The organism is Bathymodiolus heckerae thiotrophic gill symbiont, assembly GCF_900180345.1.
Taxonomy (GTDB): domain Bacteria; phylum Pseudomonadota; class Gammaproteobacteria; order PS1; family Pseudothioglobaceae; genus Thiodubiliella.
The window spans coordinates 1-10,600 of the sequence record NZ_FXLV01000050.1 but is presented as its reverse complement, the minus strand read 5'-3'; the positions used below and the strand labels follow the sequence as shown (position 1 = coordinate 10,600).

Annotated in this window: 13 protein-coding genes and 1 other RNA gene; 6 read left to right on the top strand and 8 right to left on the bottom strand. The window is 37.8% G+C overall.

Going from position 1 to position 10,600, the window contains the following annotated elements; translation table 11 throughout:
• The first annotated feature begins 1 nt into the window (after position 1).
• The 5 genes from CRYPD_RS06395 to CRYPD_RS06375 all read left to right on the top strand — a co-directional run bounded on the left by CRYPD_RS06395 (position 2) and on the right by CRYPD_RS06375 (position 3,238).
• Positions 2-112 carry an IS3 family transposase gene (locus tag CRYPD_RS06395; protein WP_138145522.1) on the top strand — a complete coding sequence of 37 codons (111 nt, stop codon included), beginning with the start codon at positions 2-4 and terminating at the stop codon, positions 110-112.
• A gap of 118 nt (positions 113-230) precedes the next feature.
• Positions 231-441: non-coding RNA, 6S RNA (gene ssrS / locus CRYPD_RS06390), on the top strand.
• 18 nt (positions 442-459) lie between these two features.
• On the top strand, positions 460-1,014 hold the full coding sequence (locus CRYPD_RS06385) for a 5-formyltetrahydrofolate cyclo-ligase (RefSeq protein WP_138146762.1): 555 nt from the start codon (positions 460-462) through the stop codon (positions 1,012-1,014).
• Between the two features lie 290 nt (positions 1,015-1,304).
• Positions 1,305-2,087: a restriction endonuclease gene (locus CRYPD_RS06380; protein WP_138146764.1), complete on the top strand. Its 783-nt coding sequence runs from the start codon at positions 1,305-1,307 to the stop codon at positions 2,085-2,087.
• Positions 2,084-3,238, top strand: a complete 1,155-nt coding sequence (locus CRYPD_RS06375) for a DNA cytosine methyltransferase (protein WP_138146761.1) — start codon at positions 2,084-2,086, stop codon at positions 3,236-3,238. Before CRYPD_RS06380 ends, CRYPD_RS06375 begins: the two co-directional genes overlap by 4 nt.
• Here CRYPD_RS06375 and CRYPD_RS06370 read toward each other — a convergent pair.
• The 7 genes from CRYPD_RS06370 to CRYPD_RS06340 all read right to left on the bottom strand — a co-directional run bounded on the left by CRYPD_RS06370 (position 3,229) and on the right by CRYPD_RS06340 (position 8,537).
• Positions 3,229-4,386, bottom strand: coding sequence for an FAD-dependent monooxygenase (locus tag CRYPD_RS06370; protein ID WP_138146760.1), 1,158 nt, complete (start codon positions 4,384-4,386; stop codon positions 3,229-3,231). The genes CRYPD_RS06375 and CRYPD_RS06370 overlap by 10 nt on opposite strands.
• Positions 4,386-5,702: a metalloprotease PmbA gene (pmbA, locus tag CRYPD_RS06365; protein WP_138146759.1), complete on the bottom strand. Its 1,317-nt coding sequence runs from the start codon at positions 5,700-5,702 to the stop codon at positions 4,386-4,388. Before pmbA ends, CRYPD_RS06370 begins: the two co-directional genes overlap by 1 nt.
• A 3-nt stretch (positions 5,703-5,705) precedes the next feature.
• Complete coding sequence (locus CRYPD_RS06360; RefSeq protein ID WP_138146758.1) at positions 5,706-6,536, bottom strand: CorC family transporter; 831 nt, start codon at positions 6,534-6,536, stop codon at positions 5,706-5,708.
• Between the two features lie 50 nt (positions 6,537-6,586).
• Positions 6,587-6,883, bottom strand: a complete 297-nt coding sequence (locus CRYPD_RS06355; RefSeq protein WP_138146757.1) for an RnfH family protein — start codon at positions 6,881-6,883, stop codon at positions 6,587-6,589.
• On the bottom strand, positions 6,873-7,604 hold the full coding sequence (gene hisA / locus CRYPD_RS06350) for a 1-(5-phosphoribosyl)-5-[(5-phosphoribosylamino)methylideneamino]imidazole-4-carboxamide isomerase (RefSeq protein WP_138146756.1): 732 nt from the start codon (positions 7,602-7,604) through the stop codon (positions 6,873-6,875). Before hisA ends, CRYPD_RS06355 begins: the two co-directional genes overlap by 11 nt.
• 78 nt (positions 7,605-7,682) lie before the next feature.
• Complete coding sequence (locus tag CRYPD_RS06345; protein WP_138146755.1) at positions 7,683-8,282, bottom strand: hypothetical protein; 600 nt, start codon at positions 8,280-8,282, stop codon at positions 7,683-7,685.
• 12 nt (positions 8,283-8,294) lie between these two features.
• Positions 8,295-8,537 carry a DUF1127 domain-containing protein gene (locus tag CRYPD_RS06340; protein WP_244610270.1) on the bottom strand — a complete coding sequence of 81 codons (243 nt, stop codon included), beginning with the start codon at positions 8,535-8,537 and terminating at the stop codon, positions 8,295-8,297.
• 148 nt (positions 8,538-8,685) lie between these two features.
• Between CRYPD_RS06340 and CRYPD_RS06335 the strand changes: the two genes are divergently transcribed.
• The gene (locus CRYPD_RS06335; RefSeq protein ID WP_138146754.1) at positions 8,686-10,104 is read left to right on the top strand and encodes an aminotransferase-like domain-containing protein; all 1,419 of its coding nucleotides are present in this window, start codon (positions 8,686-8,688) and stop codon (positions 10,102-10,104) included.
• A gap of 268 nt (positions 10,105-10,372) precedes the next feature.
• On the opposite strand, the gene CRYPD_RS08375 is transcribed toward CRYPD_RS06335, so the two are convergent.
• On the bottom strand, positions 10,373-10,588 hold the full coding sequence (locus tag CRYPD_RS08375) for an IS3 family transposase (RefSeq protein ID WP_171004751.1): 216 nt from the start codon (positions 10,586-10,588) through the stop codon (positions 10,373-10,375).
• Positions 10,589-10,600: the final 12 nt, after the last annotated feature.

The window sequence follows — 10,600 nt, the reverse complement described above, 5'->3', positions numbered from 1 at the left end:
AGTGGAAAATGTAGAGAGTTATATTTATTTTTACAATTACAAAAGGATTCATTCAGCTATTGGGTATTTAACCCCAGCAGAAAAGATGGCTGAATTGAAAAAAGTGGCTTGAAATGTGTCCAAGTTGATTAGATCATTACAGTTTAGCTTAATATTTTTCTTACCTTAAAGTTTTAGAAATAAAATATAAAAAAAGACACCTGTGGGTATGCTAAAACAGCGATAATAGTTAGTGTCTATTATTTTGTGATTGGCTTTTGTCCCCTGAGCTGATAAATAAAAAAATAAGGAAATGCGATAGTTTACTATTGAGCAAGCCCGCCTTGCTTTACTAGAAAGTTTCTGTGTAGTGCATGAAGTGGGAAGCCTGCGGTAAACTTCAAACTTCCGCCTTGAGCCTTATGGTTCAGGTTTTAAGTCACACGAGATAATAGACACTCGAATTCCAGCTAATTAACTATGCAAACATTAAGGCACTCGCTCCGCAATCAAAGACACAAACTCTTGGACAATCATCGTGAGGCGTTTGCACAGCAACTGTTACAGCAAGTACAACAAATAGCAAGTTTCAAAAAGGGGCAAAAAATTGCCCTCTATTTAGAAAATGATGGGGAAATTAGCCCAAAACATATACAAAACTTCTTAAAAAATAAGAAAATTAGCGTCTATTTACCGATATTAGACGATAAAAGTCTTAAGTTTGCAAAAATTGGAGACAAGTTTAAAAACAACAAATTTGGTATTTCTGAGCCCATCTCTACTAACATATTAAGCGCTGAGCAACTTGATATTATCTTTATACCGTTGGTGGGTTTCGACACGCAAAAAAATCGCCTAGGCATGGGGGGTGGTTTTTATGACCGCACTCTAGCTTTTAAAAAACATCAAGAATACAACGCTAATCCAAAGATTTATGGATTAGCATTTGATTGTCAAAAGGTAGATAAACTCAACACCGAGCCTTGGGATGTGCCCCTTGACGCCATTATTACGCCAACAATAATTTATAAATAACTTGCCAAAGGATTTGAAATGATATGGTTAGATTTTATTAATGATGGATAATTTTTTTAGTGGGTTAAGGTAGAATGTATTTAGTGATTATAACAATTTGAGACCTTTGCATAAATATGAATAATCATCAAAAATCCACTTTTCACCCGCTTGGCGATTTTTTAAACCCAGCCTTAGCCCTGCTAGGACAAGGTTTAATAAAATCACCAATCTGGCAAAAATTGAATTTTGCTAATCATCCCTATTTATGCAAAGGTCTCAATTTAATAATAAGCCGAAAAGTGTGTAATATGAGTGAAAATCCAGCAGATTATTTTAAACGATATAGAGACTCTATTGGGTTTACAAACCAGAATAATGCAAAAATTTTTCTTGGTGGAAAAGATGTAATGCCCAGAGTGGACTTTGATTACATAGGCAATCTAAATGAAAGACTTAAAGGAATACTTGAAAAAATTAATAGCATCGCTGATAAACCTTATAAAAAACCAAGATTAAATAAATTTCTTAAAGACAATGTTGAACATCCTTATGATATTATTAAAAAAAATGGAATATTGCCAAGACTAAATAATCAAGGCAGAAGACCTGAGGCGGTTTTATTTTCATGGTTAAGGGGCTATTCAATAGCTGAATATTTTATTCCAACATTCTCAAAAATATTTAACATATTTGAGGATTCTATAAAAAAAATTGGTGATGATGATTTAAAAAATATTGAAACATTTAGAAGAAGCCCAAAAGCTGATTTTGAAATTAAGATAAACGATAAAAAAGTCAGAATTGAAGTTCAGTCAGGCTTTCAAGGTATAAACGATATAAAAGAACACAAAGTTAGAGAGGCTCGAAGGGTTTATGAGGAACATAAAGAAATATCTATTTGTATCCATATAGACCTTTTTAATGGACAGGTTGCTTTTGTTCGACTTGATACCATCAAGGAAAACGATGTTAATTTTATAACTCGGCAGCAAATGGAAGGGCAAAGTGTCTTTACAATTAATCAAAATTATTTTAAATGGCGCTTACTCGATCCTCTGCCACCTCTTGATGGGTTAGAATTGTCAATATGATTGATTTTCAGAAATTCATAGCTGTAGAACTTTTTTCTGGTGCAGGAGGGTTAAGCATTGGATTGGAAAGTGCGGGGTTTCAGGTGATATTGGCAAATGAAATTGAACGAGATTTTGCGAAATCTTTTGCATTAAACCATCTAAACTCAAAAATACTTTGTAATGATATTCATGCAATAGATTTTCAGCAAGAATTGCGAAAATTATCTGTTTCTCATGTTGATTTAGTTTCTGGTGGACCACCTTGCCAGGGGTTTAGCACGGTTGGCTCAAAAAACAAGAAAGACCCAAGAAACAGTTTATTTTACGAGTATTTAAGAGCTGTCAATGAAATTAACCCCAATTACATTATTTTTGAAAATGTTACTGGCTTTTCCACAATGTACAATGGATTTGCATATAGAGCTCTGATACAGGAACTTGATTTTATGGGGTATTACACAACTTCATCAATATTAGAAGCTTCTGATTTTGGGCTTCCCCAAATAAGAAAACGAACCATTGTAGTAGGCTGGAAAAAAACGCTTAATTCAGTCAAGCTACCTACGCCTACACACTTGAAAGAAGATAATTTATTCGGTATTCCGAAAAAATTAACACTGATGGACGCAATATCAGATTTGCCGAAATTAAATGCAAATGATTCGAAAAGATACTACCTTCAAGAGCCTCAAAATGAATACCAATACAAACTTAGGAATAAGGCAAAAAGACTAACTGAACATAATAGTTCAAATTATGGAGAGAAGATGCTTGAGATTTTATCGCTTATCCCTAAAGGCGGGACTGTAAACGATTTACCACAAAGATTAAGACCAAAGAAGTATTTTTCCAATACTTATGCTAGACTTTTTTCTGACCAGCCTACACCAACTATAACCAGAAATTTTGGCACTCCATCCTCATCCAGATGCGTGCACCCCTTTCAAAATAGAGCGTTAAGCACTAGGGAAGGTGCAAGATTACAAGGCTTTCCTGATACTTATCTTTTTTACGGCAGTAAGACCTCTAAAAATTTACAGATTGGTAACGCAGTGCCTCCAATTTTTGGAGAGGTAATAGCAAAAGAAATAATAAAATCTATGGATACACAAAAAGTAATTGATAAGACTTTAGGACAGGCGTGCGTTGTCGATAAGCTTTATGGTTGATTGCCAGCGGCTTGTTTTTGAAAAAAAGATTTCAAGGTTGAATTTTCATTAATCAGATTCATACCAAAACCTCGTAGCCACCTTACTGGCTCGCTATTTTCTTTGTAAATCCAGTTTAGTCCTGTCATGGTTTTTGCCATCAGTTCGTTATCCAACCTTCTGGCTCTGGCGTATTTTCTCAACACTGAATAATCTCCTAAAGTATGCTTATTGCAAAGTAATTGGTGTGATAATTCATTAACATCGGCGAAACCAAGGTTAACGCCTTGCCCTGCTAATGGGTGAATATTGTGAGCGGCATCGCCAATCAAGGCTAAATTTTGTTTGACATAGTCTTTAGCACTGCGTTCAATCAGCGGAAACGCTACAATATCGCTCAACACTTCAAACTCGCCAAAGCGATATTCTACCCCTGCTGATAGTCGCTGGGCAAATGCCTCAGGTGACAATGCTAATAATTCATCAGCAAGGTGATTTTCTGCTGACCAAACAATGGATGCTTCGCCCTTACTCAGTGGCAACAAGGCAATAATACTGGTGGATAAAAATCGTTGCCAAGTTGTGCACTCAAAATCCTTGGAAGAGTGAATATTACAAACAATGGCTTGTTGCTGATAATTGGTCTTACTAAATTCAATATTGACCAACTCTCGAAGTCGAGAACGCGCTCCATCTGCCCCAATTAACAAAGAACATTGCAGTTGTTGTCCGTCATCTAAACACAATTGATAGCCCTTATCGATTTTATTTATACCATTAAGTTTGGTGCTGATAAACGCCACTTCGGTATCGGTCAATGCAATAGACATCGCCGACTGAATACAGTCATTTTCTATAATATGCCCCAAATGCGTCGAACCATCATCAGTCGTTGAAAAGTCCAAACTGCCGTGCGAGTTTTCATCCCATACTCTGGTGTCGGTAAAGGCGTGCTTGCGTTGAATCAAATCCCATGCATTGATACTGCGTAAAAACGCTTCTGAAGTTGGTGTAATTGCACTCACTCGGGTATGGAAATTTTCTTTTATTACAGGATTGGGATTATTTGGTTCAATGATAGCAATACTTAAATCACGCTTTGCCATTGACAAAGCAAATGCCTGCCCGACCATGCCGCCGCCCACAACAACAATATCAAAATTACTCATTAAGATTCACCAGCTATCGTCATTTGGTTAATCAACACTGAGCCGACTTTGATGTTACTGCGATAATCCACATCGTTGCCTACGGACACAATGCCAAGCAACATATCTTTAAGATTGCCAGCGATAGTCAGCCCTGATACTGGATATTGAATTTCCCCATTTTCCACCCAAAATCCTAATGCACCACGAGAATAATTACCCGTTGTGCCATTCACGCCTTGCCCCATTAATTCCGTTACCACCAAGCCTTTATCCATTGCCTTAATCATCTCATCTAAGCCGCCATCGAAATTCTCCTCAATAATCACATTACTTACGCCACCCGCATTAGCGGTGGTTTTTAGCCCCAGTTGATTGGCAGAATATTGCCCCATTACAAAATTTTTAACCCGCCCATTTTCAACAAAATATTGCTCGCGTTTAAGTACGCCATCACGGTCAATCGCCTTAGCACCTAGTGTCTTTTTTGCAAAAGGGTGTTCACGCAAGCTTAACTCTTCTGGTAGCACAATTTTATCGATACTGTTTAATAAAAAAGTAGATTTCTTATACTGTCTAGCGCCACCCAATGCGCCCAAGAGTTGTGAAAACAATCCGCCAGAAAGTCGTGAGGTAAAAATTACAGGGCATTTTTGTGAAGACAGCGATCGAGCACCGAGTTTTTGTTGTGCCAGTTTTGCTGCTTTCTCGCCCACTTTCTGCGACGCTTCCAAGTCATTTGCATCTAGTGCTGTGGTATATTCGTAGGCTGTTTGCATCTCATCGCCTCGCTGTGCGATAAGCGCACAACTCAGTGAATGGCTGGTGCTGTTTTGTGAGGTAATCAGACCATTAGAGTTGGCATACAGTCCCTCACCTTGAAAACTGGATACTTCCGCACCTTCAGAATTGTTGATTTCATTTTGCGCAAGTGCCGCTTCTTCACAGGCTTTGGCAATGTCGATGCTATGTTGTGCGTCCAAATCCCAAGGATGATAGAGGTCTAAATCAGGCGCATCAAATGCCATTAATTCTTTAGGTGCTAAGCCGTTAAAAGGGTCGTCTTGGGTGTATTTTGCAATCAAACAAGCGGATTCGATGGCTTTATCAAGACTGTCCTTGCTAACATCAACACTGGATGCGTGTCCTTTCTTTTTGCCGAAAAACACATTAACCTCAAAGCTCTGATCTAAGTGGTATTGCAAAGTTTCAACTTTACCCAATCGCACTGCAGTAGAAACACCAGAGCTTAAATCAAGCACTATTTCATAATCACTAACTTGATGTTTTTTTAATAACTCAATGGCTAATTGTGTAGTTTGTTTTAAAGATGACATAATCTAATTCTTGGTTACCTCTAACGAATACAACCTTCGAGAATCAGCTTTTAAAACCTTAAAATGAAACCCTTGTAAATCAATCTCACTCGCTTGTTCTGGCAAATAAGTAAAACCAGCAATCACCAAGCCCGCTATGGTATCTACGCCTTCTACTTGCAGTTTAACGCCAAAGAATTCATTAAATTCTTCAATAGGTGTGTGTCCCTTGAGTAAATAACGACCACCGCTAAAATCAATAATATTGTCCTCTTCTAAATCATGCTCATCTTCAATCTCGCCCACAATTTGCTCCAACACATCTTCCAGCGTTACCAAGCCCGCAATCTCGCCATACTCATCCATTACCACCGCCATATGCGAGTGTTTTTGCTGAAAATCTCGCATCAATGCCCCCAAAGTTTTACTCTCTGGTACCAGCACAATGGGGCGCAAATATTCCTTGCAACTAAATTCTTTTTTCTGCTCATTAGACAAATGACCAAGCAAATCCTTAGCCAAAACAACCCCTTGAATTTTGTTTTTATCACTGTTGATAATCGGAAATCTGGAGTGTGCAGATTTAATCATAATGTCTAACAATTCCTTGGCATTCGTATTATGCTCAATCATTACCATTTTTAATTTTGGTACCATCACATCACGCACTTCCATATTTTCAAGTTGCATCACGCCCTCGATAAGGCTACGACTATGAGAATCAATAATATGGTTTTCTTCGGATTCCTTTAAGACTTGTAATAAGTCCTCACTTGAATTAGGCGAGGTATGAAAAAACTGCTTTTTAAATCTTTGCAAGAAAGGTAATTTCGATGGAGGTTGGTCTTCATTCATTTTTTCATTCATTTATATTTATATCAATTAAAGCGTCATTTTAACAAGGTTCAAGTTTTTTTGCCACCACGCATCTGTTTTCCTTGTGCGGCACGCTCTTTACGCACTTTTTTAGGGTCAGCAATCAGCGGACGGTAGATTTCAACTCGGTCTTTTTCTCTAAGTTTGGCATCAAGTTTAGCGATTTTGCCAAAAATACCTGTTTTGTCTTTGTTTAAATCAATTTGTGGATAAGTGTCTAATATGCCAGATATTTCAATCGCCTGCTGTAAAGTCGTACCATTATCCACCTCAAAACTTAGCAAAGTTTGTTTGTTTGGCAGTGCATAAGCGACTTCAACCAACATCACACAATGCCTGTGCTTGTTTAAAATCAAGCGTGCCTTCATAAATTGCCCGCCCTGTAATTGCTCCTATAATACCGTGATGTGCCTGCGTTAATAACCTAGAAATATCCTCCATATTGGTAATACCGCCCGAGGCAATAATCGGGATTGAGGTTTGTTTGGCCAAATCAGCAGTCGCCTCAATATTCACCCCTTGCATCATTCCGTCCCGTGCAATATCGGTATAAACAATCGAACTTACTCCATCTTGTTCAAATTTTTTCGACAAATCCACCACATGCAAATCCGTCTGCTGTGCCCAGCCCTGCGTTGCCACCAAGCCCTTATTTGCGTCCAAACCCACAATCACCTTACTAGGGAATTCACGGCACAATTCAGCCACAAACTCAGGATGCGTAACTGCCATCGTGCCAATAATCAAATAACTAACACCCGCCTCAATATAAGTATTGGCAATCTGCATACTGCGAATACCACCTCCAATCTGCACAGGTAAATCAGGGAATGCCGATACAATCTCAGTTACGCTTACAGCATTCACAGGCTCGCCCTCAAATGCCCCATTCAAATCCACCAAATGCAATCGCCTCGCCCCTTGTGCTACCCACTGCGCTGCCATCTCTACTGGGTTATCGGAAAATACTGTGGTATCCTCCATCAAACCTTGTCTTAGACGCACGCACTGCCCGTCTTTTAAATCTATTGCTGGAATTATTATCATTCTTCTGCCTAAATTTTTTTTTAAAATTGAATTTTACCCATGTTTCAATCAAACCTAGCTTCAATCCAGTTAGGATTTTTATAAATTCATCCCTTCAAGCAATAAAAACACAGAAAATAAGGCTAATAAAAAACAACTTAGATAAGCAAAATTATCTTTTAATAGTTTTGTCCCGAGCTTTCCAATAAATACATAAAGCACAAACAATAAGTTTGATACTAATAACATCATTACAGCAAAAATAAGAGAGTTTACAATTATTCCTTGGTTTAATTGGGTGGCAATAACCGCACCTGATGGAAATAATAGCCATATTTTTGGAGATAAAAGCATAATGATGGCCAGATTATAAACCGTTAAATTTAAATTGGCTTTTAGCTGTTTACTTTTAAAAACTTTATACGATAAATAGGCGGTATACGCACTACCTAGCAAATAAAACCACATACCAATATCGGAAAACAATTGGGATATTAGCTCAACAAACACCACGCAAATAATAGCCTGAGAAACTTGGATAGATAGATTCACAGTTAAAAACACTCTAAAGAAAAACCTTAGCACCTCTGTAACTGTTAAATTGCGTGTTGCCTCCATCACTGATAGCCATACTGGACCAGGAGTGATATAAAAAATTGCCCAGAAAACAAACAGTTTGTTAATAATATTGATATCCATAGTCTGTATTAATTACTGCCAAAAAGGTTTACTAGCTTCCCGTATTGCCTCTTCACGATTAATGCCAATATCTGCCAATTGACGATCTGTTAAATACAACAACTCTTTTCGTTGCTTTGAAATGGCGTGATATTTTTTTATCATTTTTAATAGCTGAGATATGCTCAATATTGCACGATACAATGTCATACTAAAACACTTAAATTTATTGGAGCGTTGGCACGCTAGGGTATATTTTTGTGTACTGTAATTCATAGCTTTCTCCATAGTTTTTCTCATTGGGGTAAATTATAGAATTTATATCTGAACCAGTACAGAGTCAAAATATACTTATTTATAGGGTAACAGATGTATATAATACCATCTGTTATTATATTTTTATATCAATTCTGTACTGCTTAATATGGAAAACACACTATACAATAAGATTGCCAACCAAATAATTAAACAAATTAAAGAAGGGGTGTACACGCCTGGAGACAAACTGTTGTCTGTTAGATCAATGTCTAAACAACAATCTGTGAGTGTGTCTACTATATTAGCCTCATATAGTGTCTTAGAAGAGCGTAGTTTCGTAGAAGTGAGGGCAAAATCTGGCTATTATGTACGCCGATCTCCAGCAAAAACATACTCACCACCACTAATTAGCCAGAAAACCTCAGCACCTCGTAATGTTACAAAAGCGCAACGGATTATGGAGGTTATCCATGACATTAATTCTTCCAATTTTATCAACTTCGCCTCTGCCATTCCTGGCAATGACTTTCCCGTCATTCACCAGCTTAAAAAAACCTTTTCAACCGTCGTTCGCAACAAAACTTTTCTCGGCATTGGCTATGACAACACTAAAGGCTGTGAGCCTTTACGCAAACAGCTAGCCAAGCGTTCAATGGATGCAGGTGTTTTGGTTTCTCCCGATGAAATTGTCACCACATCCGGATGTCAGAGTGCACTTGAGTTTTCCTTACGCGCACTCACAAAGCCTGGAGACATTGTTGCAATTGAAACGCCTTGTTATTACGGTTTATTACAGTTGATTGAAGCATGTGGACTTAAGGCGATCGAAATTCCTTCTGATGCAGTAACAGGCATGAGTATCGAAGCACTAAAATTAGCATTAGAGCAATGGTCAATCAAAGTTATCATTAGCCTGCCTTGTTACAATAACCCTATGGGGTCGCTAATGCCAGATGAGCACAAACGCCAAATAGTCGAATTAATCCATCATTACAACCTCCCCTTAATCGAAGATGATATTTACGCTGAATTAGGCTATAGCAGTAAACGACCTAGATCAATTAAATCTTTTGATGACAAAGATCAGGTTGTATTGTGCTCCTCTGTATCAAAAACTCTCGATCCTGGTTTGAGAGTGGGATGGGTTATTCCTGGCATCTACCAAGAAAAAATTGAATATCAAAAATTTGTAAGCAGCGTCAATGTATCACGCTTACCTCAATTAGCAGTAGCAGAATTATTAAGCCATGGAGGCTATGACCGTCATCTTCGCTTAGCGCGTGATACTTACAGACATCGAAGAGACCAACTGCTTGATTTAATTGATAAATATTTTCCACAAAAAACCAGAATATCAAAACCACAAGGTGGCTTTGTCGCCTGGATTCAATTACCCGAACAAATTAGCGTTCCTAAACTTTATGAAGACGCTAGAAACGAAGGCATATCGCTTTCTCCTGGAGATATATTTTCATCAAGCAATAAATATCAATCCAGCATACGCTTAACTTATTCCAACCCTTGGACGGTCGAACGCGTAGCGGCGATTAAAACTCTAGGAAATTTGGTCAATAGCCAAATGTAATAATGAAATAGAGCCTTAACTAGTTAAGTCCTAAAAAATAAACTTGAAACACTGTCATGATAATCATAGCAGTGTTTTCAAACAAATAATGGGGACAGGCTGAAGCTCCCCCACTTGACTGGACACCAAACTAATATTTTACGCATTATTTTTCTGTATCAATAATCTTTTTTGAGGTTTGCACCCAAGGTCAGGCTACGAACGAGCAAAGCCCCAACTTGGAACTTGTTCCAAGCCATAACTTAAGCCTTAAAGGCTTAATGTTAAGTTAGGGAATATTGTTGCGATAAAACCTCTTTTCATAATCATTAGGCGAGTAATAATCAATCGTTGAATGTCGCCTAATTTTGTTATAAAACACTTCAATATATTCAAAGAGACCTTTGCATAAATATGAATAATCATCAAAAATCCACTTTTCACCCGCTTGGCGATTTTTTAAACCCAGCCTTAGTCCTGCTAGGACAAGGTTTAATAAAATCACCAATCTGGCAAA

Bases quoted from the DNA above. Each gene is read 5' to 3' on its own strand.
- CRYPD_RS06370 (WP_138146760.1), bottom strand. From the start codon at position 4,386: ATGAGTAATTTTGATATTGTTGTTGTGGGCGGCGGCATGGTCGGGCAG.
- CRYPD_RS06335 (WP_138146754.1), top strand. From the start codon at position 8,686: ATGGAAAACACACTATACAATAAGATTGCCAACCAAATAATTAAACAA.
- CRYPD_RS06360 (WP_138146758.1), bottom strand. From the start codon at position 6,536: ATGAATGAAGACCAACCTCCATCGAAATTACCTTTCTTGCAAAGATTT.
- CRYPD_RS06340 (WP_244610270.1), bottom strand. From the start codon at position 8,537: ATGAATTACAGTACACAAAAATATACCCTAGCGTGCCAACGCTCCAAT.
- pmbA (WP_138146759.1), bottom strand. From the start codon at position 5,702: ATGTCATCTTTAAAACAAACTACACAATTAGCCATTGAGTTATTAAAA.
- CRYPD_RS06355 (WP_138146757.1), bottom strand. From the start codon at position 6,883: ATGTTGGTTGAAGTCGCTTATGCACTGCCAAACAAACAAACTTTGCTA.
- hisA (WP_138146756.1), bottom strand. From the start codon at position 7,604: ATGATAATAATTCCAGCAATAGATTTAAAAGACGGGCAGTGCGTGCGT.
- CRYPD_RS06385 (WP_138146762.1), top strand. From the start codon at position 460: ATGCAAACATTAAGGCACTCGCTCCGCAATCAAAGACACAAACTCTTG.
- CRYPD_RS06345 (WP_138146755.1), bottom strand. From the start codon at position 8,282: ATGGATATCAATATTATTAACAAACTGTTTGTTTTCTGGGCAATTTTT.
- CRYPD_RS06375 (WP_138146761.1), top strand. From the start codon at position 2,084: ATGATTGATTTTCAGAAATTCATAGCTGTAGAACTTTTTTCTGGTGCA.
- CRYPD_RS06380 (WP_138146764.1), top strand. From the start codon at position 1,305: ATGAGTGAAAATCCAGCAGATTATTTTAAACGATATAGAGACTCTATT.